Source organism: Antribacter soli (assembly GCF_021568775.1).
Lineage (GTDB): Bacteria > Actinomycetota > Actinomycetes > Actinomycetales > Cellulomonadaceae > Antribacter > Antribacter soli.
In genome coordinates this window covers 126309-151703 of record NZ_JAKGSG010000029.1, presented here as the reverse complement: position 1 = coordinate 151703, position 25395 = coordinate 126309, and the positions used below count along the sequence as shown (strand labels likewise).

Sequence of the window (25395 nt, the reverse complement as noted above, 5' to 3'; positions counted from 1 at the left end):
CCACGCCGGAGGCGGCGGGGGGTCAGCCGCAGTGCTCGAACGGGCTGGTGTAGCTGGTGCCGCCTACCGAACCGCCCCACCTGACGCACGCGCCGGGTGCCTGTCGCTCGACCGGTCCCGCGTAGTAGCCGAAGCTGCCGGAGTTGGTCGTCCGGGTGGAGCCTTCCGGCTCCAGGAAGGCTGACACCGCGCTCGGCGTGCCGACGTTCGTGTACTTCAGGGTGACGACGCAGTTGTAGCCGTTGTCGGAGCTGTACAGCAGGAAGACCTTGCCGACCGAGCCGAGGGCGGCCGAGTCGATCACCGAGTAGCCGCTGCCGCAGACCTCCGTGGGGGTGTACGGGTTCGTCCCGCACCCGTTGGTGCTCGTGACGGCCTTCCTCTGGCCGAGCGAGACGGTCACGCCCTCGACCGTCGGGCTGGTGTCGACGGTGTTGGACGAGGTGCGCTGCTCGTAGTGCAGGTGCGGCGCCTCCGACCCGCCCGTGGAGCCGACGGTGCCGATGACGGTGCCCTGGCTGACCGACATGCTCGTCCCGGCTGCCCGCACCATCGTGGCGAGGTGTGCATAGCGGGTGCGGGTGCCGTCGCTGTGGACGATCTCCACCCACTTGCCGTAGCTCGTGCTGCCGGCGTCGCGGAAGTAGGCGGTGCCGCCGGCCGTCGCCCGGACGGTCTCTCCGTTGATGGCGTCGGTGCCGTAGCTCTGCCAGTCGATGGAGCCGGAGGGGTTGTGTCCCGGGCTCCAGTTGTTGGCGTAGAAGGTCTTGTCGCAGCTGAACGGTGACTTGTGCGTGAGCGCCTGAACGGTGACGTCGGCCGTGGCCGCCGGGACCGCCGAGGTGAGGGTGAGGGCGAGTGCGGCCAGCGCCGCAAGGATCCAGCGCTTCGAGATCGGTCTGGGGAACGTGGAGGTACCTGACACTGTGCTCTCCGTTCGGTGATCCGGTGCTGGGGACACTACGGGCGGCACGGAGGCACCACGTATGGGCTCAACTCCCCATGTGGTGGCGCGTGTCCTCCGGCACTGCGGCCGTGTCAGTGCTTCTCCCTACAGTGGTGCCATGAGCCGGAGCACCGACAAGCTCGCGTACATGGTGTTCCCGACCGCGATCGGGCACTGCGCGCTCGTCTGGGACGAGAGCGGTGCCGTCGTCGGCTCGACGCTCCCTCTGGGCGGGGCCCAGCAGGTACGGCAGGCGGTGCTGCGGTGGTACCCCGGAGTGGTCGAGGCCGACCCGCCGACGTCGGTCGCCGACGCTGCCGCGCAGGTCCGGTCGCTGCTCGACGACGGCACGGGCGACCTCGCAGACGTGCCGCTGGACATGGACGGCGTCCCCGGCTTCGACCGTCGCGTCTACGAGGTGGTGCGCGGCATCCCGCCCGGGCAGACGCTCACCTACGGGGAGGTCGCGACGCGTCTGGGCGCACCGGGGGCGGCGCAGGCCGTCGGGCAGGCGCTCGGCCGCAACCCGTTCCCGCCGATCGTGCCGTGCCACCGGGTGCTCGCCGCGGGCCGGAAGGTCGGCGGCTTCTCGGCGCGCGGCGGTCCGCGGACGAAGCTCCGTATGCTCGAGACCGAGGGTGTGTACCTCGAGCAGCCGACGCTCTTCGACCTGTGATCAGCGCACCTGACCGGTGCGTTCGTCCAGGAACTCCACCGGCCCGAACGACACCCGTGCGCCGTCGGCCGGCGGCAGGCCGCCGAGCGAGGCGGCGAACAGCGCGAGCTCCGCGCCGATCCAGTGCCCCTGGACGGCCTCGAACCGGACCGGGGCCTCGGTCCAGACATTCTGCGGCCCGCGCCGCCACGCGAACGTGATCACGCCCGCCTCGTCGCTCGCGACGCACAGCTCCACCGCGAGAGTCGTCGGGTCCAGCTCCACCGGCTCCATGAGGTCGGCCTCCGGGACGCGGAGGTTGTCCTCCTCACGACGGCGGACGACGACGCGCAGCCGGCCGGCGTCCTTCTCCAGCCCCACCCACGCGTACTTCCGGCCCAGCACCAGCAGGCCCGCGCGGACACCGTCCTGTTCGCCGAGGTCCACCTGGGTGGTCACGCGGCACGGGTAACCCGGCAGCTGCTGGCCGAGGACGCCGGCGACGTCGCGCAGGTTGCCCAGGTCGTCGGGGGCGACGGCGAGGTGCAGCCGCCCTGAGCCGACGACGGCTGTGCCGGCCGGGACGTTCGCCTGGAAGTACCACTGCGGGCCGGGCGCTGCGCCGTCGAACCGGTCGCTGCGGGCAGGCTCGGCCTGCTCGGCGTCGCCGGCCTGCCCGCCGGCGTCCGGCGCCTGGTACCGCAGCACGGGCTGCCCGCAGCCCGGCTCGCCGTCGATCGGCCGGCCGATCACCGGCCATCCGTCGTCGCCCCAGGTCAGCGGCTGCAGGTGCACCACCCGTCCGAAGACGCCGCGGTCCTGGAAGTGCAGGAACCAGTCCTCGCCGCCCGGCGTGGTGACCCAGGCGCCCTGGTGCGGCCCGTTGACCGGGGTGTCACCCTGGCGCATCACCACGCGGTGCTCGTAGGGGCCGAACGGCTTCGCGGCACGGAACACCGACTGCCAGCCGGTCGCCACGCCGCCCGCGGGCGCGAAGATCCAGTACACGCCGTCGCGCTGGTACATCTTGGGACCCTCGAGGGTGGTGCAGCCCTCGACCAGATCGCCGTCGACGACCGTCTCCGGGCGTCCGACCACCCGGGTCAGCGCCTCGTCGACCTCGACCAGGGTGAGCAGGTTCTTCTGCCCGGACCTGCTCGCCGCCCACCCGTGCACGAGGTAGGTGCGGCCGTCGTCGTCCCACAGGGGGCACGGGTCGATGAGCCCGCGGCCCTCGAGCAGCGCGTGCGGCGTCGACCACGCGCCGAACGGGTCCCGCGTGTGCGTGACGAAGATGCCGTGGTCGGGGTCGGGGAAGACGACGTAGAACACGCCGTCGTGGTGGCGGATGCTCGGCGCCCAGATGCCGGAGCCGTGGCGGGGGCGGCGGTAGTGCTCGGCGGGGACCACCTGTGCGGCGGCGTGGCTCGCGATGGTCCACCGCAGCAGGTCCGTCGAGTGCAGCACGGGTAGCCCGGGGCTGCGGTTGAACGAGCTCGCCACCAGGAAGTAGTCGCCGCCCACGCGGATGGCGTCCGGGTCCGGCCAGTCGGCGTCCAGGATCGGGTTGCGGTAGCGCATCGTCCAACGTCCTCGTCGTGTGGGAAAGCGGTTACTCTCGGCCAGGGTATCCGTCGTGACGGACATGAAAGGCCTGCTGATGGACGCGCTCGAACTCCTGGAAAGCGAGGCGAGGTCCCTCGGCGTCGCGCTGCACAGCGTGGAGCTCACGGTCGACGGCGAGACCGTCCTGAGCGCCGGCTCCGCGCCGCTGGGCGTGCAGTCCCCGCACCGGATGTACTCGATCGCCAAGACGGTCACGGGCTTCGCCGTCGGGCTGCTCGCGGCCGAGGGCGGCCTCTCGCTGGACGACCCGGTCACCGGCCACTTCCCCGAGATGGGTCCCTGCCACCCGTGGCTCGAGCAGACCACGCTGCGGCACATGCTGGCGATGCTCGGGCCGCACGCCTCCACCACGTACAAGGGGTCCGACGACGCCTGGCTGGAGTCGTACTTCCGGGTGCCGCCCGCCTATCCTCCCGGGACGGCCTTCGCCTACGACACCAGCGGCGCCTACGTCCTGGCCGCTCTGGTCGAGCGGACGGCCGGGACCTCGCTGGTGGACTACCTGCGCCCGCGCCTGCTCGACCCCCTCGGCATCAGCGACGACTTCCGGGTGCGGCCCGGGCCGGAGCCCATCAGCCACGGCGGCTCCGGGCTCGTGTGCCGGCCGCACGACCTGCTGTGCCTGGCCCACCTGCTGCTCGACGGCGGCGTGCACGACGGCGAGGCCCTCCTCCCGGCCGGCTTCCTGCGTGAGGCCACCACCGTGCACGCCGACACGGCGCTCCAGACCTGGGGGACCCCGTTCCGAGGCGGGTACGGCTACCAGGTGTGGCTGCCGGAGCGCGGCGGATACCTGATGTACGGCCTCGGCGGCCAGATCGTGTACTGCGAGCCTGAGCACCGCCTGGCCCTGGTGGTCACCGCGGACGCACAGGCGTGCCAGAGCGGCGACCAGCGGCTTGCCGGGCTGGTGTTCCGGCACCTGGTGGACCCGCTGGTCGGTGCGCCACCGCGGCCGGTCATCGGTGCGCCTGCCGAGCGCCGGCTCGAGTGGCCCTCACCGCGGCACCGCGCCGGGAACGCCATCGACCTGCACGACCGCTACACGCCGTGCTCGGCGGGCGCCTGGCCCACGGACCTGCGGCTCGACGTCGGCGCCGACGGCGGCACACTTGGCTCGCCGTCGGACGGCTGGCGCCTGGATCTCGACCCGGGCGCTGCCCGCCCGCAGCGGTTCGGCCAGGATGGCCGCCCCGTCGTCGTGACGGCGGGCTGGGCGGCGCCGCGCACGCTCGACGTCGTCTGCTGGTTCGTCGACGACGAGCTCGCCGTGATCCGCCAGCGCCTGCACGCCGGCCCTGAGGGGACGCTGACGGTGCGCAGCCAGGGGTTCGGCGAGAGGTTCGACCAGCGGTGGAACTTCGCCGGCGCCTTCAGCCCTTCACCGAGCCCAGCAGCGCGCCCTTGACGAAGTACCTCTGGATGAACGGGTAGAGGATCAGCATCGGCGCCGTCGCCACCACGATCACGGCCATCTTGATCGACTGCGCCGGCGGCACGACGTCGACCACGTTCGCGTCGGCGTTCAGGCCGCTCGCCACGATGACGATCTGGCGCAGCAGCACCTGGATCGGCCACTTGTCCGAGGAGTTGATGTACAGGATCGCGCTCTGGTACGTGTTCCAGTACGACACGGCGTAGAACAGGCCGATCGTGGCGATCGAGGCCAGGGACAGCGGCAGCACGATGCGCACGAACACGCCCAGGTCGGAGCAGCCGTCGATGCGGGCCGCCTCCTCCAGGCTCTCCGGGATCGACTGGAAGAACGAGCGCATGATCACGAGGTTGAACGCGTTGATCGCCACCGGGAGGATCAGCGCCCACAGCGAGTCGATGAGCCCCAGCTCCTTGACCACGATGAAGGTGGGGATCATGCCGCCGCTGAACAGCATCGTGAACACGACCAGGAAGTTGACCAGCCGCCTGCCGCGCAGGTACTTCTTCGACAGCGCGTAGGCCATCAGCGAGGTCAGGACGAGGCTCACGAACGTGCCGACGATCGTGACGAATGCGGAGACGCCCATGGCCCGGAACACCGTCGGCGTCGACAGGACGTACCGGTAGGCATCCAGTGTGAACGTCTCGGGGATGATGACGAACGCCCTGCGGGTCAGCTCGCCGGGGGTGGCGAGCGAGCTGCCGATGATGTTGAGGAACGGGACCAGGCAGACCAGCGCGAAACCGCCGAGCACCACGAAGTTGATCACCTGGAAGGCCCGCCGGCCGGCGGTCGGCCGTCGCTGCCGACCCGATCGGCTCGTCGTCGCAGCGGCGGTGCTCGTGCTCATCTGGTGCTCCCGTGATCGATCGCAGCGTCGTCGCTGCCTGGTCCGTGCTTGGCCGCACCGTTCACCCGCACGTCGCGCAGCCGGAGGGAGGGGGACTGCTCCACCTGGAACCCCGGCCCCTCGCAGCCGACGATCCGCACCCGGCTGAGCTCGACGTCGGACGCGAAGGCGATGAGGAAGCCGGCTCGCGCCATGTCCGGGACGCCGGTCGCCATCGCCGGCATCCCGGGTACCGCGTCCTTCGCGAACGAGATCGAGACGTCGTCGAGGGTGATCTCCTCGAGCGGCTGCTCCGGCAGGCCGTAGAAGTAGCCGGCCGCGGCGTGCACGTTGCGGGCGGTGATGTGCGCCAGGTGGATCCGGCGGAACAGGGGCGTGCCCTCGTCGACCGGCTGCGGGTTGCGGTCGTGGACGATCGGGTCCTTCCCGCCCGGACCGCAGAAGTAGTACTGGTGGAACACGAACGGGCACAGGACGCCGTCCATGACCACGTTGCTGACCCGCACGTCCTCGACGACGCCGCCGCGGCCGCGCCGGGACTTGATCCGGATGCCCCGGTCGGTGCCCTGGAAGACGCAGCCGGTGATGACGACGTTGCGGACGCCGCCGCTCATCTCGGAGCCGATCACCACGCCCCCGTGGCCGTGCACCATCGTGCAGTTCGTGATCGTGATGTTCTCGCACGGGACGCGCTCGGGCGTGGCCTGCGTGCCCGCCTTGATGGCGATGCAGTCGTCGCCGACGTCGATGTGGCAGTCGCTGATGCGCACGTTGCGGCAGGACTCGGGGTCGATGCCGTCGGTGTTCGGCGAGTCGGCCGGGTTGAAGATCCGGACGTTGTGGATCGTGACGTCCTCGCACAGGAGCGGATGGACGGTCCAGCTCGGCGAGTCGCGCAGCGTGACGTCGCGGACGGTCACCTGCGTGCACTCGTGCAGCCCGATCAGCGTGGGGCGGGGGTAGGGGAGCGAGGCACGGTCGTCGCGGAAGGCGTTCCACCAGGGCCTGCCCTGCCCGTCGATCACGCCGAACCCGGTGATGGCGACGTTCGTCTCGCCGTGGGCGTAGATGCAGGGCGCGTAGATCTGGGCCGGAGCGCCCTCCCACCGGGCGTCGACCACCGGGTACTGGTCCCGGTCGGCGACGAACTGCAGGCGGGCGCCCATCTCCAGGTGGAGCTCGACGTGCGAGCGCAGGCGCAGCGAGCCCACCCGGTGCGTGCCGGGGGGCACGACGACGGTGCCGCCGCCGGCGGCGGACGCTGCGTCGATCGCGGCCTGGATGGTCTCGGTCGCCGGCGCGCCGTCGGTCTGCGTCGCGTCGATCGCGATGGTCGGCATGCAGGTCTCTCCCGTCCGTGGTTGCGGGAGGGCGCTCGCGGTCTTCCACGGGCGCCCTCCCGCGCTGGGATGTCAGCCGTTGGCCTTCTCGTAGGACTCGGTGAACTCGGCGACGATCTGGTCCAGGCCCTGGCTTCCGAGGCCGTCGACGACCTTCTCGAAGTCCGCCATCTCGATCTGGCCCATCATGTACTGGTTGTAGGCGTCGTTGACCTGCTGCTGGATGGTCGACCACTGCGCGTCGTACGTCTTGGACGTCAGCGACTGCGCGGGGTTGACCACCACGTACTCGGCGTTCTCGGCCATGAGCTGGTTGGCGAGGTTCGTGTACTCGCTCGAGGTGTTGAACGTCTTCACGAGCTCCGAGGGGCGCGAGGAGGAGAACGGCTGCACCTCCTGCTCCCACGTGGTGTTGTCCAGCATCTTCACCACGCCGTCCGCATCGAGCTCGTAGTGCACGCCCTCGATGCCGTTGGTCATCAGGTCGAAGGGCTCCTCGTCCATCAGCTTGTCGACGAAGCCCAGGACGACGCGCAGGTCCGCCTCGGTGGTGACCTGCGAGCGCGGGACAGCGAGCCAGCCGCCCATGCCACCGTTCGTGTCGGTGAGGACGCGGCGATCGACGTCGTCGTACGTCATGTCGTTGACGAGAGCCCACGCCATCGGGGTCTGCGGGTCCGCGGCGAGCGCGGCCTCGTAGAAGTTCTTCGCCTCGAACAGGCCGCTGATGACGATGCCGCCCTTGCCCTGGGCGATGCCGTCCTTCTGGTTCTGCTTCTGGACGGTGACGAACTCCTCGTTCATCCAGCCGTTCTCGTGGACGCCGCGGTACCACTCCATGGCCTCCATGAACGGCTCGGTCGTGAAGGTGGGAACCACCTCGCCGTCGTCGGTGACCTCGAAGCTCTGGCCGGCGCCGAAGTATCCGGCGAGCGAGCGGAAGCCGACGAGGTAGCTCTCCGCGCGGTCGTAGAACCCGACGGTGTCGTCCTGGCCGTTGCCGTCCGGGTCGTCCTCGCTGAACGCGCGGGCGACCTCGGTCAGGTCCTCGATGGTGTGCGGCACCTCGAGGCCGAGGTTGTCCAGCCAGTCCTGGCGCACGAGCACGCCGTAGCGGGCGATCGGCTTCTGGTACGGCACGCCGTAGAGCGTGCCGTCGATCTTCGCCGAGTCGAGGGTGTCCTGCGGGATCTTCGACAGGTTCGGGTAGTCCGCGAGGTACGGCTCCACGTCCCAGAACTGCCCGGACGCCATCGCCTGGCGCACGGTGGTGTTGGTGATGTTGGTCAGGGAGACCAGGTCCGCCAGCGAGTCGGACGCCAGGGCTGCGTTGATCTTCTCGTCCTTCGAGGCGTCCGGGACCCACTGCATCTCGATCCCGAGTCCGGTGTACTCCTCCAGCTCCGTCTCGATGACGCCATCGGCCTCGGGGGTGGTGGCGGTGTGCAGCATCGCCATCCACGTGATGCTGTCCTTGGTGCTCACCTCCTCGGCCTCGGACGCGGGGTCGCCGGCAGAGCACGCGGTGAGCGACAGGGTGATCGCCGTCGACATGGCGACGAACGCGCCGGCCCTGGTATTCCTCATGGTGTGGCTCCTCTCGTGACGCCGCGGTCGAGTCCGCGCGCGACGTGTGGGCCCGTGGCGGGACGGGTCTTGCCCGCCGCCACGGCGCCTGGCTCCTTCGCCAGGTCTTCGTCCGGCGCCCGCGCCAGGTCCTTGTAGACGAACCGGGTCACGACGCCGACCGCGACGGCCGGGATCCCGACCCCGAACAGCGCCAGCAGGGGGAGTGCGTAGCGGTAGAGAACGCTGACCGCGACGGCGACGGCGCCGGCGCCGAGGACGGTCAGGTGCAGCGAGCCGAAGCCCACCATCAGGGAGGCGGTGACGCGCCGGCGGATCGTGGGCAGGTCGAGGGCAGCCATGACGGAGTACACGTACGACAGCGACACGGCGAGCACCCCGAGCGCGACCAGGTTGAGCACCCGGACGTACCAGCTCGCCGATCCCGTGAGGTTGGTGAGGATGACCGCGCCTGCGCCAAGGTAGATCCAGCTGGTGAGCACCGACGGCCAGAAGCGCTCCTTGGCCGCGGCGAAGAACGTGCGGGCCACGGGCGGCTCCTCGCCCAGCCGGAACCACCGGTCCATGTAGGCCGCCAGGGCGTACGACGCGGGGCCGACGCCGAGCACGCCGAGTCCCAGCACCGTCGTGACGACCCACAGGACGTTGAGGTAGGCGACTCGGTACACGCCGGTCAGGAAGTCGTTGAGCCGTACGAAGCCGTTGAACGAGAACACCGTGCACCCCCTGTGCCGAGCGGATCAGTAGACGCCTTCTTCGCCGAACTTCTTGGCGGAGCGGTTGGCGAGCACGACGAGGATCAGCCCGACGAGCCCCTTGAACAGGCCGACCGCAGCGGCGTAGCCGAGCTGACCGTTCTGGATGCCCGCGGTGTACACGTAGGTGTCGAAGATCTCGGCGACCTCGCGGTTGAGCGAGTTCATCACCAGGAACATGTGTTCGAAGCCGAGCTCCATGATGTCGCCGATGCTGAGGATGAGCATGACGATGATGGTCGGCCGGATCGCCGGCAGCGTGATGTGCCAGGTCTGCCGCAGGCGCCCGGCGCCGTCGAGCTCGGCGGCCTCGTAGAGCTGTTCGTCGACGGCCGTGATGGCGGCCAGGTAGACGATGGTGCCCCACCCGGTGCCGCGCCAGATCTCCTGGAACACGTACATCGGCCGTAGCCAGTCGGGGTCCGTGAGGAACGGGATCGCCTCGCCTCCCGAGGCCACGATCAGGTTGTTGATGCTGCCGCCGTCGATCGAGAGCATCACGTAGAAGATCGAGACGATGATGACCCACGACATGAAGTGGGGCAGGTAGACGATCGTCTGGACGGTCTTCTTGAAGAACCGGGTGCGCACCTCGTTGAGCAGCAGCGCCAGGACGATCGGCATCGGGAAGGCGAAGAGCAGCAGCAGTGCGGAGATGACGAGGGTGTTGCGCAGGAGGACGAAGAACGTGTCCTCGGTGAACAGCCGCACGAAGTGGTCGAGGCCGACCCACTCGCTTCCGGTGAAGCCCAGGAACGGCAGGTAGTTCTGGAAAGCGATGACCAGCCCGCCCATGGGCAGGTACTTGAAGACGAGGAAGTACGCGACCCCCGGCAGGATCATCAGGTACAGCGACCGGTGCTTCCAGAAGGCGTTCTTGGGCGCGTTCGGGGGCCTGCCGTCCCGCGGCGTGACGACGTCGCCTGCCTCTGCGACCTCGGTCACCGGCACCGTCGAGGCGCTGCTCATCGCACCGCCGAAGCGTTCGCGGTCAGCATCGGCATCGTCGCCTCCTCGTGAGCCCGCCCCTGATCACGGCGTCGTCGCCGCCGGGAAACCGGTTACCGAGCGCGAACGTAGCACGTTGCCCGGAGCATCCACAACCACCTTTGCGGGCCGGTCGGCGTGATCGAGGCGCCGAGAGCTGGGCGGACGTCGGGGCAGTGGCGCACCCGTCTCGTCGACCCGCCGTCGTGCCGCGTTCGTCGGGCGTTCACGAACGGGCCCCGGCGTTCCGGGACAATCTGCGCATGAAGCAGCCCTCTCTCAACAGACGAGACTTCCTGCGCGGCGCCGCCTTCGGCGTCGGCGCTCTCGTCGTCGCACCGACCGGCGTCGGCCTGCCCGCCTCGGCGAGCGCCGCGGTCCCGGCCACCGCCACCCTGGCTCTGGTGCCGTTCGTCGACTGGTACAGGACGAACGTCACGGCCAACCTGACCGCGGAGACCAACGCCGCGGTGCGGGTGCTGTCCGGAGTGTCGGAGCTGTGGCAGACCGGCGCGGAGTGGAACACCGGCGTCGTCCTTGCCCCGAAGGTGATGCGGGAGAACGTCCAGTACGTCGTCGACGCGACGCGGCGGCGCACCGCCGACCAGGCGAAGCAGGCCTTCATCTCCGACCGGAGGCACCAGAGCTACTCGTTGATCGCCGGTCTCGGCCCGCTCGCCGACGCGTACCGGACGGGCGCCCGCGCCGTCACCTCGATCGTCACCGCCCCGGACGGGACCCCGCCCACCAAGATCGACGACGCGGTGCCCGCCGGCGCACCCGCGGGGTCGGCGATCGGTGCGGGCTCGGCCACCTCCGAGCTCGGCGAGATCGTCCAGCTCGTGAACACCGTTCGGGGCTCTTTCTCCTCGAGCAACCCCTCGAAGTTCGCGTTCCAGTACCCGCGCCCCTGGCGGCTCACCGACGACAGCACGGTCGTCGACACGGGCCTGGTGGACGAGCTCGGCTTCCCGGTCTACCAGTCCGGCGTGGTCGTCGCTCCGCAGCTGCTCCGGCAGCGCAGCGCCGACCCGGCGTCGGACGGCGGCTTCCCGAGCGGTCACGCCAATGCCGCCTGGCTCGCCGCGCTCGCCTACGCCTACGCAGTTCCCGAGCGCTTCTCCGAGCTGCTGGCCGCGGCGGCCGAGCTCGGCGACAGCCGGATCATCGCCGGCATGCACTCGCCGGTGGATGTCATCGGTGGCCGGATCCTCGCGACCGCGCTCGCCGCGGCGATCCTGGCCGACCCCGCCAACGCCGGGCTGAAGAGCGGGGCCCGCGCCCGCGCCGTCGAGTACTTCACCTCGGTCACCGGGACAAGCGACCTGTACACCGCCGCACACACCGGCGCGGACCAGTACGGCGACCGGGCTGCCAACCGGGAGCTGGTCACGACGTCGCTGACCTACACACTGCGTCGCCAGGGCGGGCACTCCGCGGATCTCGAGGTGCCGAAGGGCGCGGAGGTCCTGCTCGAGACGCGCTTCCCGTACCTGTCCCCGGCCCAGGTGCGCGACGTCCTGCGCACGACGGCGCTGCCGTCCGGCTACCCGCTCCTCGACGGGCCTGAGCAGTGGGGACGCCTCAACCTCTTCGCAGCCGCCGACGGGTACGCCCGGTTCGACCGGAGCGTCACCGTCGAGCTCGACACGGCGCGGGGCGGCCTCGCTGCCGACGACACCTGGCGCAACGACATCGCCGGCGCAGGCGGCCTGGTCAAGACCGGAACGGGCACGCTCACGCTCGCCGGCTGCAACTCCTACCGCGGTGGCACCGTGGTCCGGGGTGGCACGCTGGTGGCCGGCTCGGCCGACAGCCTGGGTCGCGGCGCGCTGACCCTGGAGCCTGGGACGACCCTGCGCTCGAGCCTCACGACGACGGTCGAGGTCAAGGGCGCCGTCGCGATTGCTCCCGGTACGACTCTCGAGCTGACCGGTGACGGCCGGCGGGGTGGCCGCTACACGGTCCTGCGCGCGGGCGGTGTGACAGGCGAGCTCGCCCAGGTGCTGGTCGATGGCCGCCCGGCCCAGGCCTCCTACCGAGGGAACAGCGTCACCGTCGAGCTCTGACGGGCCTCAGGGCGAGCCGCCGGGAGGTGACAACGCAGCCGACCACGGAAGGCCCCGGTGACGGTCGTCACCGGGGCCTTCGCGCCGACGAGGCGCTACCCGCGTCGCCTCACGCGAGCGCGAAGAGCAGCCAGGTGGCCAGGAAGCCTGCGAGCCCGCAGATCGTGGTGAGCACGGTCCACGTCTTCAGGCCGTCCGAGACGGACAGGCCGAGGTACTTGGTCACGATCCAGAAGCCCGAGTCGTTGGTGTGGGACAGGCCGAGCCCGCCGAAGCCGATGGCCGGCGTGATGAGAGCAACCTGACGCGAGGGCCTTACGCCCGCCTGGTCACCCGACCGACCGGCGGTGGCGCTGCGCCAGCTCCTGGTAGGCGATCGCGTTCTGCCGGACGCGCTCCCGGCCGGCGTCGTCCAGCTCGCCGCGGACCTGCGCCGGCACGCCGACGGCGAGCGACCCGGCCGGGATCTCCTGGCCCTCGCGCACGAGCGCCCCGGCGGCGACGAACGCGCCGGAGCGGACGACCGAGCCGTTCAGGAGGGTGGCGCCCATGCCGATGAGGCAGCCGTCCTCGACCGTCGCGCCGTGGACGATCGCGCCGTGTCCCACCCCGACGCCCGCGCCGATGGACGTCGGGATGCCCACGTCGGTGTGCACCACGCAGTTGTCCTGGATGTTGCTGCCCTCGCCGAGCACGATCTCGTCCATGTCGCCGCGCAGCACCGCGCCGTAGAAGACGCTGGCGTTCGGGCCGATGCGCACGCGGCCGACGATCGTCGCCGTCGGGGCGAGCCATGCCGTGGGGTCGATCTGGGGCTCATGACCATCAAAGGGAAGCACCGTTGCCATGGACCGCACCCTATGCGGCCGGCCTCGGGCATCCGCGCTCAGCGCGATCGGAGCGCCGCCGTCACGATCCGTAGCGCCTCGTCCCGCTCGAGGCCGAGGGCCCGGACCGACGCCGCGTACTGCTCGGCGGCCTCGTGCGCCCGTTCCAGCCGGTGGTCGCCCGCGGCGCTGACGAACGTGCCGTTCCTGCCCCGGGTCTCCACGAGCCCGGCCGCCTCCAGCTCGCGATACACGCGGGCCACCGTGTTCACGGCCAGCCCGAGGCCGGCGGCCAGCGCCCGCACAGTGGGCAGCCTTGTCCCGACCGGCAGCGTGCGGTCGGCCATCTGCTGCGCGAGCTGGACGCGTACCTGCTCGTACGGCGGGACGGACGACGCCGGGTCGACGGCCAGATCGGGCGCGACGGCGGGAACGCTCATGTGCACACGTTACGCGGCTCGTCTCTGGCGCACCGCGAACCGCGACCGGCCCGTCGCGGTTCGCGGTGCTCCGTGGACGAGTTCCCTGTACCGCTCAGTCCATGAGCCAGAGCTGGTTGTTCCCGCCGTTGCAGGGCCACTGGCTGAGGACGGTGCCGCTGGCGGTGTTGTTGCCGAAGACCTCGAGGCACTGGCCGGTGGCGACGTTGCGGAGCATCGAATAGGCGCCGATGACCGGGATCCGCTCCCACTTCTGGTTGTTGCCGCCGTTGCAGGTCCACTGGTTGGCGGTCGCGCCCTGCGTGGTCGAGTAGCCGGCGATCTCCAGGCACTGGCCGGAGTGCGCCGCCCGGAACTCGTAGGTGTTGCCGCCACGGCTGGTCTGCCAGAGCTGGTTGCCGCCGCCGTTGCAGCTGCCCTGACGCACCTCGGCTCCGGCCGTGGTGCTCGCGAACCAGACGTCCGCGCACAGCTGGGAGTGCCTTGTCTGCAGGACGACGGCCGACTTGCCCAGGGGTGCCTCGAGGATCGGCCAGCCGCCCGTGAAGCTCAGCTGACGGATGTCGAGCGTCTCCCGGCCGCCGTTGTCCGCGTCGTAGTAGTGGTAGGCGAGGTAGCGGTCGGTGCCGTCGGTGTAGACGTCGCCGCCTCCGGCAGCCACGCGTGGCCAGGCGCCGCGCAGGATCACGGTCGTGCTCCCGTCGACCAGGTTCCGTCCGCTCTGGTCGACGTACGGCCCGGTCACCGAGATGGCGCGGCCGACGACCGTGTTGTAGCCGCTGCTGGTGCCGTTGCAGCAGGTCCCGGTCGGCGCCAGCAGATAGAAGTACCCACCGTCCTGGACGATCGAGGCGCCCTCCATGTGCGTGGCGAGGTGCCAGAGGTTGTGGTCGGTGGTCGAGAGCTTGCCGGTGGACTCGTCGAGCACGTGCAGGTAGATGCCGCCGAAGGAACCCCAGGCCAGGTACATGCGTCCGTCCTCGCCGCGGACGACGTCGGGGTCGATCGGGTAGTTCACGTCCGTGACCATGCCCCGGTCGGTCCAGGGACCCGTCGGGCTGGGGGCAGTCAGGAGGCCCATCGCCGCGTGGTCGACGCCCCAGATCGCGGTGCCGTAGTAGAGGTGGTACTCGCCGTCGAAGTAGTTGATGTCGGGGGCCCAGATGTTCGGCGGCGTCGTTCCCCCGTGCGCCTGGGTGACCCAGGCGGGCGTGGACTCCCAGACGTTGCCGACCTTCTGCCAGCCGCCGGCCGGAGTGGACTGGCAGGTGCGGTAGACCATGATCGACCCGCTGGGGTTGGCCGGGTCGTTCTCGAACCCGGTCGTGTAGGCGTAGTAGCAGCCGTTGACCTTGATGATGCTCGGGTCGTGCAACCGGGTCTGGCCTTCGAGGGCCGTGGCGGGAGAAGCCAGCAGCGAGCCGACCATGAATGCGAGCGCGGCTCCGAGGGCGGCCAGCCGGCCGCGTCGGGGTCGCCGGAGGTGTGGCATCTCGACTCCTTTGTCGTGGGGTGCGCATGGTGGGACATGCGCGGGCGACGGGAGCCTAGCAATCTTTTAAGCGCTTAAACAAGGGTGTCTCGGCGAGGACCGGAGGGTGACGCGCGGGAGGGGCCGACGCGTCGAATGATCGAGGCGGGCGGCGGCTATCCTCGGATGCATCGAAGTTCGAGGGGGTGGACAGGTGCCGGCGAAGGTGAAGAAGACCAATCCGAGCATGCTGGACGTCGCGCGATTTGCGGGCGTGTCCATCGCGACGGTCTCCAACGTCATCAATCGTCCCGAGAAGGTCTCCGAGGCGACGGCCGAGCAGGTCCGGGCGGCCATCGCCGAGCTGGGGTTCGTGCGCAACGACGCGGCCAGGTCCCTCGCCACCGGCACGACCAGCTCGATCGGCATGGTGCTGGCCGACCTGGACAACTCGCTGTTCGTCGACATGGCCCATGGCGCCCAGCGCGGCGTCGACGCCGTCGGGCTGCGCCTCCTGCTCGGGAACGCCGCGTGCGACCTGACCCGACAGGACGACTATCTGCGCCTCTTCGACGAGGCGAGGGTCGGGGGGGTCCTGCTGTCGCCGATGGAAGACTCCCTGGCGGGGATCGAACGGATGCGCTCGCACGGCCGGCCGATGGTGCTGCTCAACTACGACCAGGATGGGATCGACTGCTGCACCGTCCTGGTCGACAACGAGGAGGTCGGGTACCTCGCGGCGCGGCACCTCATCGAGACGGGGCGCAAGCGGATCGGCTTCGTGGCGGGCCGCGACTACTACCAGCCGGTGCACGCCCGCCGTGTCGGCGTGCAACGGGCGGTGCGCGAGGCCGGGGGAGCGAGGCTCGAGGAGATCGACACCGGCGGCCTGGACTTCGAGGACGGCCTGGCGGTCGCGCGCGCCCTGGGTGAGCGGCCCCCCGGTCAGCGGCCGGACGGGATCGTCGCGGTCACCGACGACATCGCCAACGGCATCGCCGAGGGGCTCCACACGGCCTTCGTCGCCGAGGTCCCCGGCGACATCAGCATCGTCGGATGCGAGGACAACCGCTCGGCCCGCAGCGGTCCGGTGGCCCTGACCGCCGTCCAGCTGGAGGGCGTCAGGATGGGGCAGGCTGCGGCCGAGCTCCTGCTGGAGGAGATGAACGCCCCCGCCGGCGAGCATCGCCATCGAACCGTGACGGTCCGGCCCGGCCTGGTGGTTCGGGCGAGTACGGCGGTCGCGCCGCTCGGGGTCTGACGGGGCAACGGTTGACACTGCGAGATCGGCGTCAGTATGGTCCGCGATTGAAGCGCTTAAATCGGCGCGATCCTGCAGTTTCAAGGAGGAAACATTGTGGACGCCCCATCCCTGCCCCGTGCCCGTCGCCTGATCCCCGTCGCGGCGTCCGTCTCGGTGATCGCCCTGCTCGCGGCCTGTGCCGGCGGCAGCTCCACCGGAGGGGACAACACCTTCGGTCTGCTCGTCAACGATGACAACCAGATCGTCCAGGACGCCCTCACCTCGCTCAGCGCGGGAGCGTGCACCGAGGCGAACGAGGCGCTGCCCCTGGAGATCGAGACGGTGCCCCAGTCAGGCCTGGACCAGCAGCTCCAGCTCCTTGGTGGCCAGGACGCCCTGCCGGCGCAGTTCGCCGCCAGCGGTTCGCCCGCCGTCACGAAGGACCTCGACGAGGCCGGTCACACGCTCGACCTGGAAGCGACCCTGACCGAGCTCGGCGTCATCGACGACATCGAGCCGGCCGCGCTCTCGACGATCGAGAACCTGTACGGCGGCTTCATCGTCCTGCCCTACCAGTTCAACATCGAGGGCGTCTGGTACAACAAGCAGCTCTTCGCCGACAACGGCATCGAGGTGCCCCAGACCTGGGACGAGCTCACGGAGGCTGCCGCGCTGCTCCAGGAGGCCGGCGTCACCCCGCTCTCGGCGTCGGGCGAACAGGGCTGGCCGATCACCCGGCTCATCAGCGGCTACGTCTACCGCTCGCTCGGCCCCGACGCGCTCGAGAAGGTCGCCGACGGCGGGGCGAAGCTGACCGATCCGGAGTACGTGGAAGCAGCGCAGGCGGTCGCCGACCTCGGTGCGTCCGGCTACTTCGGTCAGGGCGTCGGTTCGATCGACTACGACACCGCGGTCTCCCAGTTCCTGACCGGCAGCGCCGGCATGTTCTACATGGGTTCGTGGGCGCTCGGCGCGTTCAACGACCCGGCGCAGAACCAGATCGGCGCCGAGAACATCGGCTTCTTCCCGCTCCCCGAGGTCGCCGGTGGCGCCGGCTCCGCCGACCAGGTCCCGGCCAACGTGGGACTGCCGATCGCCGTGTCGGCCGAGGCCTACACCGACGAGACGGGCGCCTGGCTCTCCTGCATCGCGGAGAACTACGGTGCCACCTCGCTCGGCGACCAGGGCACGATCTCCGGGTTCACGGTGGGCGACGAGGCCGTCGAGGTGCCGGCGCTGACGCAGTCCGTCCAGGACACGATCGCCGCGACCACCGAGACCACGCTCTGGTTCGAGGCGCTGTTCGGCGCCAAGGCCACCACGACGAGCCAGCAGAACGCCGCGCCGCTGGTGTCCGGGTCGATCAGCGCCGAAGACTTCATGGCGATGGTCCAGGCAGACCTCGACGCGGACAAGTAATGCACAACGTCCTGGGTGATCGCAGGGCGGTCATCATCCTCCTGGGACCGGCACTGGCGGTGTACACGCTCGTGATGCTCGTGCCGGTCCTGTGGTCGCTGGGGCTGACGTTCTTCGAGGGGAACGCCCTGTTCGGCTTCGACGCCGTCGGCTTCGAGAACTTCACGACCCTGTGGAACGACCCCCGGATCCTCGACTCCCTGTGGTTCACCGTCCGCTACGCCGTCGTCATCACGATCGGACAGGTGCTCCTGGGGTACCTGCTGGCGCTGCTGTACGTGTTCGCACTGCGCAAGGCCTCGAGTCTCATCCGCACGCTCGTGTTCTTCCCGATCGTGCTGCCCACGGTCGCCGTCGGCCTCCTGTTCCAGCAGCTGTTCGCCATCGCCCCCCAGAACGGGCTGGTCAACGAGCTGCTGAACCTGGTCGGGATCGCCAGCGTCGACTGGCTCGGGAGCGCCGACACCGCCTTCTGGGTCCTGGCGGCCATGGACATCTGGCGGTCGATGGGGTTCTACGCGGTGCTGCTGTACGCGGGGCTGGTCGAGATCCCCGACGACATCATCGCCGCGGCTCGGCTGGACGGTGCGACCGGCTGGCAGATGGTCTGGCGCATCGTGGTCCCGCTGTCGATGCCGGTCCTGCTTGCGGCGCTGATCTTCAGCATCAACGGCACGCTCAAGGTCTTCGACTCCATCGTGGCGCTGACCAACGGCGGGCCGGGAGATGCGACCACGCCGCTGACGCTCTACATGTTCCGGACGTCGTTCTCGTACGGCGAGTACGGGTACGGCAGCACGATCGCGTTGCTGCTGACCGTGCTGAGCCTGGGTGTCACCCTGCTGATCTTCCGCTCCTCGCGGCGGGACGTCTCGGGGACTGATCGATGACCACACGGTTCCTCCGGCGACTGCCGTTGCGCGTCGCGATCGCGGTCCTGCTCGTGGTCGAGATCTACCCGCTGGTCTGGCTCCTGCTCGGGTCGTTCAAGACCCAGAACGAGTTCTTGTCCGAACCGAGCTGGGCGCTGCCGTCGCAGCTGAACTTCGGCAACTACATCGAGGCCTGGACGCAGGGCAACCTCGCGATCTACGTGCGCAACAGCCTCTTGGCCGTCGTCCCGTCGTTGGCGTTGATCATCGCGCTCGGCGTCGCGGCCGCCTTCGCGCTGGAGGTGCTGGTGTGGAAGGGCCGCCAGACGGTGCTGCTGCTGTTCCTGGCCGGGATCATGGTCCCGTGGCAGATGATCCTGTTGCCGCTGTTCACGACCTATTTCGAGCTCGGGCTCGCAGGGACGCTGTGGCCGCTCATCATCACCTACACCGCGACCGGGTTGCCGTTGACGGTGTTCATGATGGCCACCTACTTCCGTTCGGTCCCCCACGAGGTCTTCGAGGCCGCGACGCTCGACGGCGCCGGCATGCTCCGGGCCTTCTGGTCGGTCGGGTTCCCGATGGTGCGCAACGCGGTCTTCACCGTCGCGCTCGTGCAGTTCTTCTTCATCTGGAACGACCTGCTCATCGCGCTGACCTTCACGATCAGCGACGACCTGCGCACGGTTCAAGCCGGACTGCTGAGCTTCACCGGTGAGTTCGGCCAGACCGCCTACGGGCCGCTGTTTGCGGCGATCTGCACCAACGTGATCGGCACCCTCCTGTTGTACCTGTTCCTCAACCAGAGGGTCATGAAGGGCTTGACCGCCGGATCGGTCAAGGGATGAGCCCCGATCCGGACCAAGCCCTTACCACTCAGGTTCCGCAACCCCGACAGGAGACCGCACCCTTGACGCACGCCGTCGTCGACGCCCCGACGCTCGAACACCACCGCGAGGCGATCGGCATCGGCGAGAACGCGCCGCGCATGAGCTGGATCGTCAGCCGTGCCCCGCACGGGTGGCGCCAGCTCCGCGCCGAGCTGGAGCTGGAGCTCGACGGCCGACGGCGGACCAGGACGGTGGACGGCGCCGGGTCGGTGCTCGTCGACTGGCCCTTCGAACCACTTCGCTCGCGCGAGAGCGCCACCGTGCGCGTTCGAGTCTGGGGCGCCGACGGCGAGGCGAGCCCCTGGAGCCCGCCCGCCAGGGTGGAGGCCGGGTTGTTCGAGCCGACCGACTGGCAGGCGGTCGCCATCGGCCCGGCCTGGGACGAGGATCCGGAGTCGCAGCGCAGGCCCGCCCTGCTGCGCAGCGAGTTCCACCTCGACTCCCCGGCGGTGTCGGCCCGGCTGTACGTCACCGCGCACGGTCTCTATCAGGCCGAGATCAACGGCGTGCGCGTCGGGGACGACGAGCTCGGTCCCGGATGGACGAGCTACGGCCACCGGATCCGCTACTACACCTACGACGTCACCGACCTGGTGCGAGAAGGACCCAACGCGCTCGGTGCGCACCTGGCCGACGGCTGGTTTCGCGGCCGGCTGGGGTTCGGTGGCGGGCACGTCAACGTGTACGGCGAGACGACCGCCCTGGTGGCACAGCTCGAGGTGACGCATGCCGACGCGAGCCGCACCGTCATCGCGACCGGCCCCGAATGGCAGGCCGCTCCGAGCCCTGCCCAGTGGTCGGGGCTGCTGGAAGGGGAGACCTACGACGCCCGGGACGAGATTCCGGGCTGGTCGGAGGCCGGCTTCACGGGCGTCGACTGGACACCGGTCGCCAAGCGCGACTTCGACTTCGACAGGATCGTCGCCCCGTCCGGACCGCCGGTCCGGTGCACCCAGGAGATCGCTCCGCTGGGCGCCCGGCGGACCGACGACGGCCGCGTCATCCTGGACTTCGGTCAGAACCTCGTCGGGCGCATCCGCCTGACCGTCGTCGGCCACGCCGGTGAAACGATCCAGGTCCGCCATGCCGAAGTCGTGGACCGGACGGGGGAGCTGTGCACCCGTCCGCTGCGCGGAGCCACCTCCACCGATCGGTACGTCCTGCGAGGTGGGGTGTCCGAGACCTGGGAGCCGCGCTTCACTATCCACGGCTTCCGGTACGCCGAGATCACCGGGTGGGGCGACCGGCCGGTCGACGGCGGGATCATCGCCCGGGTGATGCACACCGACATGCGACGGACCGGCTGGTTCGCGTGCTCCGACCCGATGCTCAGCCGCCTGCACGAGAACGTCGTCTGGAGCATGCGGGGCAACTTCGTGGACCTGCCCACCGACTGCCCGCAGCGCGACGAGCGGCTCGGCTGGACCGGCGACATCCAGGTGTTCGCGCCGACGGCGAGCTTCCTCTACGACTGCTCGGGCGTGCTCACCTCCTGGCTGCGGGACGTCGCCGCCGAACAGCTGCCGGACGGTACGGTCCCCTGGTACGTCCCCACCATCCCCGGAGGCGACCAGTGGACGCCCCCACGGCCGGGGGCCGGGTGGGGCGACGCGGCGACACTGGTCCCCTGGACGATGTTCCAGCACTTCGGAGACGTCGAGGTCCTCCGCCGCCAGTGGCCGAGCGCGCGCGCCTGGACCGACCTCGAGCACCGGCTCGCCGGCGACGACCACGTCTGGGACGCCGGCTACCAGCTCGGGGACTGGCTCGACCCCACCGCGCCGCCGGACGACCCGGCGAACGGGCTGACCGACCCCCACCTGGTCGCGACGGCCTACTACGCGCACTCCTCGGCCGTGCTCGCCGCGACCGCGGCCGAGCTGGGCCGAGCGGAGTCGGACGAGCTGGCCGAGCGGGCGGTGCAGGCACGCAACGGATTCCGGGGCCGCTACCGCACCGGGCCCGGCCGCCTCACCTCCGACTCCCAGGCGGCCTACGCGATCGCCATCATGTTCGGCCTGTTCGACCCCGAGGAGGAGCCCGCCGCCGGGCAGCGCCTGGCCGAGCTCGTGCGTGAGGCCGACGTCCACCTCACGACCGGTTTCCTCGGCACACCCGTCCTGCTCGACGCGCTCACCCGCACCGGGCACCGCGATCTGGCGGTCGAGCTTCTCTGGCAGCGCTCGGTCCCGTCCTGGCTGTATCCGGTGACCATGGGCGCGACCACGATCTGGGAGCGCTGGGACAGCATGCTGCCCGACGGCGAGGTCAATCCCGGCGAGATGACCTCGTTCAACCACTACGCCCTCGGAGCCGTGGCGGACTGGATGCACCGCGCCATCGCCGGCATCGCCCCGGCCGGTCCGGGATGGCGTGGCATCCGGTTCCGCCCCGGCGTCGAGAGCGGACTCGACTCGGCCGAGGCTGCCCACGAGACCCCGTACGGCCGCGCCTCCATCGCCTGGAGCGTCACAGGATCCGCGCTGGAGGTCGAGGTCCGGGTTCCGGTCGGCGCAGCCGCCGTGCTCGAGCACCCCGCCGGTGGCACGGAGGACCTACCGTCCGGACTCCATCGGCGTTCCTGGCGGACGGACGCGCGCTGCTGAGCACGCTCGGCGGGGGCCACCGCCGTTTCCGAGGTCCGTGCTGTCGGCTTGATCGGCGCTGGCAGTCTGCTAAACCGCCGCTTGCGAGAGTGAAGGCTCCGGGATCCACCAGACCAGGGAGAAATCCATGAAGAAGCTTTCGGTCATCGTCGCATCAGCCGCTCTGTCCGCCGTCGCGTTCGGCGCGGTGGGCACGGCTGCGGCGTCCGCATCGCAGCCGGTCGACACCGCGCGCTACGCGCAGGTGACCACCCGCAGTGCCAAGCCGACCGAGGCTCAGATCGACGCGCTCTTCGACCGGTGGAACGCCGCGGTCGAGACCGGTGACCCCGAGAAGGTCGCCGCGCTCTACGCCCCAGACGCGGTGCTGCTGCCCACGCTCTCGCCCGAGATCCGTACGGACCACGACGGGCTCGTGGACTACTTCGAGCACTTCCTCGCAAAGAACCCGAGCGGGGAGCGGACCCGTTCCGTCATCGAGGTGCTCGACCAGACGACCGCGATCGACACCGGCCTGTACCGCTTCACCTTCACGGCCGCTGACGGCACGCAGACCTTTGCGGACGCGCGCTACACCTTCGTGTACGAGAAGCGGGGCGGCAAGTGGCTGATCATCAACCACCACTCCTCACTGCTGCCGGCTGCCAGCTGATCCTCACGGTCAGACCCCCGGTGGGGGCGTCGTCGAGAGCGACGCTCCCGCCGGCGTCGGTGACCAGCTGCCTCACGATCGCCAGGCCGAGTCCTGAGCCGGCCTGGCCGGTGTGGCCCGGCCCGCGCCAGAACCGGTCGAAAGCTCGTGCCTTCTCTGCGGCCGTCATGCCAGGACCCTCGTCGCGCACCTCGAGCACGACGGCGTCGTCGCCGACCTGCACGTCGACCGTGATCGTCGCCCCCTCGCGCGAGACTGCCAGGGCGTTCGAGAGCAGGTTGTCGAGGATCTGCTCGACCTGCCCGGGGCCTGCCAGGACCATCGGCTCCGCCTCCCACGCTCCGGTCAACCGGAAACGGACACCGCGTTCGTCACCCTCCAGGTGCCAGAGAGCGAGCCGCTGCTCGATCTCGTGCGCCAGGCGCACGGGCTCCGCGCCGCCGGTCCGGGCCTCGGCGCCGGCGAGCACGAGAAGCCCGTTGACCAGACGGCTCATCCGGACCACCTCACGGGTCGCCAGTTCGACGTCCTCCCGGACCACCTCGTCGTCGACCCCGTCGGCGATGTTGTCCAGCGACAGCCGGAGCGCGGTCAGCGGCGTCCGCAGCTGGTGGGAGGCGTCGGCCACGAACACGCGCTGGGCCCCGATCAGGCTCTCCAGGCGCTCGGCACCGGAGTTCAGCGCACGAGCCAGCGTCTGCGTCTCCGTCGGGCCCGTGACGGTGCAGCGGGCCGTCAGGTCACCGTCGCTCAGCCTGCTGGCCATGGCCTGCAGCTCGGACAGCGGGCTGGTCAGCCGGCGCACCGCCACCGCTCCGAGTCCCGCCGCCACCGCGAGGATCCCGACGGCCAGCAGGGCCCGCAGCCCCCAGACCTCCCAGACCCGTTCGTCCAGCGCGCTGGTCGGGTAGCTGATCCGCACGGCACCGTTCGAGTGCGCCGGGACGGTCACGACCAGTGCGGCGTCGGTCCAGTCAGACGCGGCGCCTCCGCTCCATGACGGGAGCACGTCCACGCTGCCAGGTGTCTGGAGCTCGTAGGCCCGGATCGTCTCGGCCAGGGAGTCGAGCGCCGCCTCGTCTCCGTGTGCCAGCAACAGCGCCATCGTCGTGGCGTCTCGTTGGACGGTCGCCTCGGTGTCCTCCCGCAGGTGCGCGCCGACCGTGACCGAGATCGGCAGCTTGAAGGCCAGGAGCGCCCCCGCGACGAGGACCACGTAGCTGACGGTGAGCCGCCGGATCATGACGCGGCCGCATCGACGACCAGACGGAAGCCGACGCCCCGCACCGCCTCGATGGTCAGGGCGCCCGCGAACTTCCGCCGCAGCGCGGAGACGTGAACGTCGAGGGTCTTCGTGGGACCGAACCAGTTCGCGTCCCAGACCGTCTCCATGATCTGTTCCCGGGTCATGAGAGCACCCGGCTCCTCGGTCAGGAAGGCGAGGAGCTCGTACTCCTTCCGGGCCAGGTGCACCTCGATCTCGTCGAGGAACACCCGCGCCGCTCTCCGGTCGATCGTGACCCTGCCGTGGCGCCCCGCGTCAGCCGGCCCCTGCCCGGGACTCACACGCCGCATCACCGCTCTGATCCGGGCGATCACCTCGCGCACCCCGAACGGCTTGGAGACGTAGTCGTCGGCGCCGAGCTCCAGGCCCGCCACGCGGTCGACCTCGTCGCTGCGCGCGCTGATGACGATGATGGGCACGTCGCCCCGCGCCCGCAACGACCGGCATACATCCAGCCCGTCGGTGTCCGGCAACCCCAGATCCAGCAGCACGAGGTCGACCGGATCTGCCTGCAGCGCCTCGGCACCGGTTGTCACCCACTCGACCTGGTACCCGTACCGGATCAGCCCGCGCCTCAACGACGTCGCGACCGGCTCGTCGTCATCCACCAGCAGCACTCGCACGCGAGAACCATAGGCGTCTGCGACGGGGCCCGGTGGCAGTGGTCACGTGGCCACACGTCGCTCCAGTTGCACTCGGTCACCGGGCGGCGGAACGTGAGTAGGGACGGCAGCGCCGTCCGGCCGCTGCCCCGAGCACAGGGAGCACGTCATGTTCGTACGCACATCCGAGGTCCGAGGAGATCCCGCCAGGATCGACGACGGCCTGCGGCTCGTTCGTGAGGAGATCTACCCGGCGGTCAGCGCGATGGACGGCTGTGCCGGGATGTCGTTGCTGGTCGACCGGCAGACCGGCCGCTGCATCGCCACGACGTCGTGGCGGTCCGAGGACGCGATGCTGGCGAGCGCCGACGCCGTGCGACCGCTGCGCGACCGCGCAGAGCAGGCTCTGGGTAGCACCAGCGGCAGCGACGTCCACCAGTGGGAGGTCGCCGTGGTCCACCGCGATCACGCCGCGCCGGAGGGCGCCTGGGCGCGCCTCACCTGGCTGAGCGGCGACCCGAGCATGGTCGATCACGCCATCGACACCTACCGGATGGTCGTCCTGCCGAAGATCCAGGAGCTCGACGGATTCTGCAGCTCCAGCCTGATGGTCGACCGCGAGGCCGGCCGGGTCGTCGGCACGGCCGCTTTCGAGACCCGCGAAGCCGTCGAGGGCAGCCGTGACGCCGCTACCCGCATCCGCACCGGCGTCGTCCGCGAGCTCGGCGCCAAGGCCGACGTCGAGGAGATGGAGATCGCGTTCGCGCACCTTCACGTGCCCGAGATGGTCTGACACCAGCGCACAACCGCGATCCGCCGCTCACGACCGCCGCGC

Annotated in this window: 22 protein-coding genes and 1 pseudogene; 10 read left to right on the top strand and 13 right to left on the bottom strand. The window is 70.2% G+C overall.

The window, feature by feature from the left end:
• Positions 1-22 precede the first annotated feature (22 nt).
• Positions 23-925 carry a M23 family metallopeptidase gene (locus L1785_RS10335; protein WP_236089175.1) on the bottom strand — a complete coding sequence of 301 codons (903 nt, stop codon included), beginning with the start codon at positions 923-925 and terminating at the stop codon, positions 23-25.
• A 139-nt stretch (positions 926-1064) separates the two neighbouring features.
• On the opposite strand from L1785_RS10335, the gene L1785_RS10330 reads away from it, so the two are divergent.
• Positions 1065-1622 (top strand): methylated-DNA--[protein]-cysteine S-methyltransferase, encoded by a 558-nt coding sequence (locus L1785_RS10330; RefSeq protein WP_236089174.1) that lies wholly within the window; start codon positions 1065-1067, stop codon positions 1620-1622.
• On the opposite strand, the gene L1785_RS10325 is transcribed toward L1785_RS10330, so the two are convergent.
• Entirely contained in the window at positions 1623-3182 is a 1560-nt protein-coding gene (locus L1785_RS10325; RefSeq protein WP_236089173.1) for a glycoside hydrolase family 43 protein, read from the bottom strand. It abuts the gene before it with no gap.
• A gap of 64 nt (positions 3183-3246) precedes the next feature.
• Here L1785_RS10325 and L1785_RS10320 point away from each other — a divergent pair, with 64 nt between their 5' ends.
• The gene (locus L1785_RS10320) at positions 3247-4635 is read left to right on the top strand and encodes a serine hydrolase domain-containing protein (RefSeq protein WP_236089261.1); all 1389 of its coding nucleotides are present in this window, start codon (positions 3247-3249) and stop codon (positions 4633-4635) included.
• Here the strand turns inward: L1785_RS10320 and L1785_RS10315 are convergent.
• The 5 genes from L1785_RS10315 to L1785_RS10295 all read right to left on the bottom strand — a co-directional run bounded on the left by L1785_RS10315 (position 4601) and on the right by L1785_RS10295 (position 10166).
• Positions 4601-5515 (bottom strand): carbohydrate ABC transporter permease, encoded by a 915-nt coding sequence (locus tag L1785_RS10315; protein WP_236089172.1) that lies wholly within the window; start codon positions 5513-5515, stop codon positions 4601-4603. The two genes, L1785_RS10320 and L1785_RS10315, sit on opposite strands and share 35 nt — an antisense overlap.
• On the bottom strand, positions 5512-6855 hold the full coding sequence (locus L1785_RS10310) for a glycoside hydrolase family 28 protein (protein WP_236089171.1): 1344 nt from the start codon (positions 6853-6855) through the stop codon (positions 5512-5514). The genes L1785_RS10315 and L1785_RS10310 overlap by 4 nt, the downstream gene beginning before the upstream one ends.
• A 72-nt stretch (positions 6856-6927) precedes the next feature.
• The gene (locus tag L1785_RS10305) at positions 6928-8442 is read right to left on the bottom strand and encodes an extracellular solute-binding protein (protein ID WP_236089170.1); all 1515 of its coding nucleotides are present in this window, start codon (positions 8440-8442) and stop codon (positions 6928-6930) included.
• On the bottom strand, positions 8439-9158 hold the full coding sequence (locus tag L1785_RS10300; RefSeq protein WP_236089169.1) for a YesL family protein: 720 nt from the start codon (positions 9156-9158) through the stop codon (positions 8439-8441). Before L1785_RS10300 ends, L1785_RS10305 begins: the two co-directional genes overlap by 4 nt.
• 24 nt (positions 9159-9182) lie before the next feature.
• The gene (locus L1785_RS10295) at positions 9183-10166 is read right to left on the bottom strand and encodes an ABC transporter permease (RefSeq protein WP_283250186.1); all 984 of its coding nucleotides are present in this window, start codon (positions 10164-10166) and stop codon (positions 9183-9185) included.
• Positions 10167-10447: 281 nt separating this feature from the next.
• On the opposite strand from L1785_RS10295, the gene L1785_RS10290 reads away from it, so the two are divergent.
• Positions 10448-12253, top strand: coding sequence for a phosphatase PAP2 family protein (locus tag L1785_RS10290; RefSeq protein WP_236089168.1), 1806 nt, complete (start codon positions 10448-10450; stop codon positions 12251-12253).
• Positions 12254-12362: 109 nt separating this feature from the next.
• Here L1785_RS10290 and L1785_RS10285 read toward each other — a convergent pair.
• From L1785_RS10285 to L1785_RS10270, 4 genes and pseudogenes are all read right to left on the bottom strand, one after another.
• Positions 12363-12557: pseudogene (locus tag L1785_RS10285) on the bottom strand (GntT/GntP/DsdX family permease); the annotation flags it as partial.
• A 25-nt stretch (positions 12558-12582) separates the two neighbouring features.
• Positions 12583-13101, bottom strand: a complete 519-nt coding sequence (locus tag L1785_RS10280; protein ID WP_236089167.1) for a gamma carbonic anhydrase family protein — start codon at positions 13099-13101, stop codon at positions 12583-12585.
• 38 nt (positions 13102-13139) lie between these two features.
• The gene (locus tag L1785_RS10275) at positions 13140-13520 is read right to left on the bottom strand and encodes a GntR family transcriptional regulator (RefSeq protein ID WP_236089166.1); all 381 of its coding nucleotides are present in this window, start codon (positions 13518-13520) and stop codon (positions 13140-13142) included.
• 94 nt (positions 13521-13614) lie between these two features.
• On the bottom strand, positions 13615-15012 hold the full coding sequence (locus tag L1785_RS10270; RefSeq protein ID WP_236089165.1) for a family 43 glycosylhydrolase: 1398 nt from the start codon (positions 15010-15012) through the stop codon (positions 13615-13617).
• A 205-nt stretch (positions 15013-15217) separates the two neighbouring features.
• Here L1785_RS10270 and L1785_RS10265 point away from each other — a divergent pair, with 205 nt between their 5' ends.
• The 6 genes from L1785_RS10265 (at position 15218) to L1785_RS10240 (ending at position 22673) form a co-directional block, all read left to right on the top strand.
• Positions 15218-16252 (top strand): LacI family DNA-binding transcriptional regulator, encoded by a 1035-nt coding sequence (locus L1785_RS10265; protein ID WP_236089164.1) that lies wholly within the window; start codon positions 15218-15220, stop codon positions 16250-16252.
• 96 nt (positions 16253-16348) lie between these two features.
• On the top strand, positions 16349-17653 hold the full coding sequence (locus tag L1785_RS10260) for an ABC transporter substrate-binding protein (protein WP_236089163.1): 1305 nt from the start codon (positions 16349-16351) through the stop codon (positions 17651-17653).
• Positions 17653-18543, top strand: coding sequence for a carbohydrate ABC transporter permease (locus L1785_RS10255; RefSeq protein ID WP_236089162.1), 891 nt, complete (start codon positions 17653-17655; stop codon positions 18541-18543). The genes L1785_RS10260 and L1785_RS10255 overlap by 1 nt, the downstream gene beginning before the upstream one ends.
• On the top strand, positions 18540-19373 hold the full coding sequence (locus L1785_RS10250) for a carbohydrate ABC transporter permease (RefSeq protein ID WP_236089161.1): 834 nt from the start codon (positions 18540-18542) through the stop codon (positions 19371-19373). Before L1785_RS10255 ends, L1785_RS10250 begins: the two co-directional genes overlap by 4 nt.
• A gap of 62 nt (positions 19374-19435) precedes the next feature.
• On the top strand, positions 19436-22021 hold the full coding sequence (locus L1785_RS10245) for an alpha-L-rhamnosidase (RefSeq protein WP_236089160.1): 2586 nt from the start codon (positions 19436-19438) through the stop codon (positions 22019-22021).
• A gap of 127 nt (positions 22022-22148) precedes the next feature.
• The gene (locus L1785_RS10240) at positions 22149-22673 is read left to right on the top strand and encodes an SgcJ/EcaC family oxidoreductase (protein WP_236089159.1); all 525 of its coding nucleotides are present in this window, start codon (positions 22149-22151) and stop codon (positions 22671-22673) included.
• Here the strand turns inward: L1785_RS10240 and L1785_RS10235 are convergent.
• Both L1785_RS10235 and L1785_RS10230 read right to left on the bottom strand, forming a co-directional pair.
• Positions 22636-23916 carry a sensor histidine kinase gene (locus tag L1785_RS10235; protein WP_236089158.1) on the bottom strand — a complete coding sequence of 427 codons (1281 nt, stop codon included), beginning with the start codon at positions 23914-23916 and terminating at the stop codon, positions 22636-22638. The two genes, L1785_RS10240 and L1785_RS10235, sit on opposite strands and share 38 nt — an antisense overlap.
• Positions 23913-24581, bottom strand: coding sequence for a response regulator transcription factor (locus L1785_RS10230; protein ID WP_236089157.1), 669 nt, complete (start codon positions 24579-24581; stop codon positions 23913-23915). Before L1785_RS10230 ends, L1785_RS10235 begins: the two co-directional genes overlap by 4 nt.
• 148 nt (positions 24582-24729) lie before the next feature.
• Between L1785_RS10230 and L1785_RS10225 the strand changes: the two genes are divergently transcribed.
• On the top strand, positions 24730-25353 hold the full coding sequence (locus L1785_RS10225; RefSeq protein ID WP_236089156.1) for an antibiotic biosynthesis monooxygenase: 624 nt from the start codon (positions 24730-24732) through the stop codon (positions 25351-25353).
• Positions 25354-25395 lie beyond the last annotated feature (42 nt).

Coding starts and splice junctions, on each gene's coding strand:
- L1785_RS10280 (WP_236089167.1), bottom strand. CDS start 13,101: ATGGCAACGGTGCTTCCCTTTGATGGTCATGAGCCCCAGATCGACCCC.
- L1785_RS10295 (WP_283250186.1), bottom strand. CDS start 10,166: ATGAGCAGCGCCTCGACGGTGCCGGTGACCGAGGTCGCAGAGGCAGGC.
- L1785_RS10240 (WP_236089159.1), top strand. CDS start 22,149: ATGAAGAAGCTTTCGGTCATCGTCGCATCAGCCGCTCTGTCCGCCGTC.
- L1785_RS10310 (WP_236089171.1), bottom strand. CDS start 6,855: ATGCCGACCATCGCGATCGACGCGACGCAGACCGACGGCGCGCCGGCG.
- L1785_RS10330 (WP_236089174.1), top strand. CDS start 1,065: ATGAGCCGGAGCACCGACAAGCTCGCGTACATGGTGTTCCCGACCGCG.
- L1785_RS10275 (WP_236089166.1), bottom strand. CDS start 13,520: ATGAGCGTTCCCGCCGTCGCGCCCGATCTGGCCGTCGACCCGGCGTCG.
- L1785_RS10315 (WP_236089172.1), bottom strand. CDS start 5,515: ATGAGCACGAGCACCGCCGCTGCGACGACGAGCCGATCGGGTCGGCAG.
- L1785_RS10225 (WP_236089156.1), top strand. CDS start 24,730: ATGTTCGTACGCACATCCGAGGTCCGAGGAGATCCCGCCAGGATCGAC.
- L1785_RS10305 (WP_236089170.1), bottom strand. CDS start 8,442: ATGAGGAATACCAGGGCCGGCGCGTTCGTCGCCATGTCGACGGCGATC.
- L1785_RS10270 (WP_236089165.1), bottom strand. CDS start 15,012: ATGCCACACCTCCGGCGACCCCGACGCGGCCGGCTGGCCGCCCTCGGA.
- L1785_RS10325 (WP_236089173.1), bottom strand. CDS start 3,182: ATGCGCTACCGCAACCCGATCCTGGACGCCGACTGGCCGGACCCGGAC.
- L1785_RS10320 (WP_236089261.1), top strand. CDS start 3,247: ATGAAAGGCCTGCTGATGGACGCGCTCGAACTCCTGGAAAGCGAGGCG.
- L1785_RS10250 (WP_236089161.1), top strand. CDS start 18,540: ATGACCACACGGTTCCTCCGGCGACTGCCGTTGCGCGTCGCGATCGCG.
- L1785_RS10235 (WP_236089158.1), bottom strand. CDS start 23,916: ATGATCCGGCGGCTCACCGTCAGCTACGTGGTCCTCGTCGCGGGGGCG.
- L1785_RS10255 (WP_236089162.1), top strand. CDS start 17,653: ATGCACAACGTCCTGGGTGATCGCAGGGCGGTCATCATCCTCCTGGGA.
- L1785_RS10290 (WP_236089168.1), top strand. CDS start 10,448: ATGAAGCAGCCCTCTCTCAACAGACGAGACTTCCTGCGCGGCGCCGCC.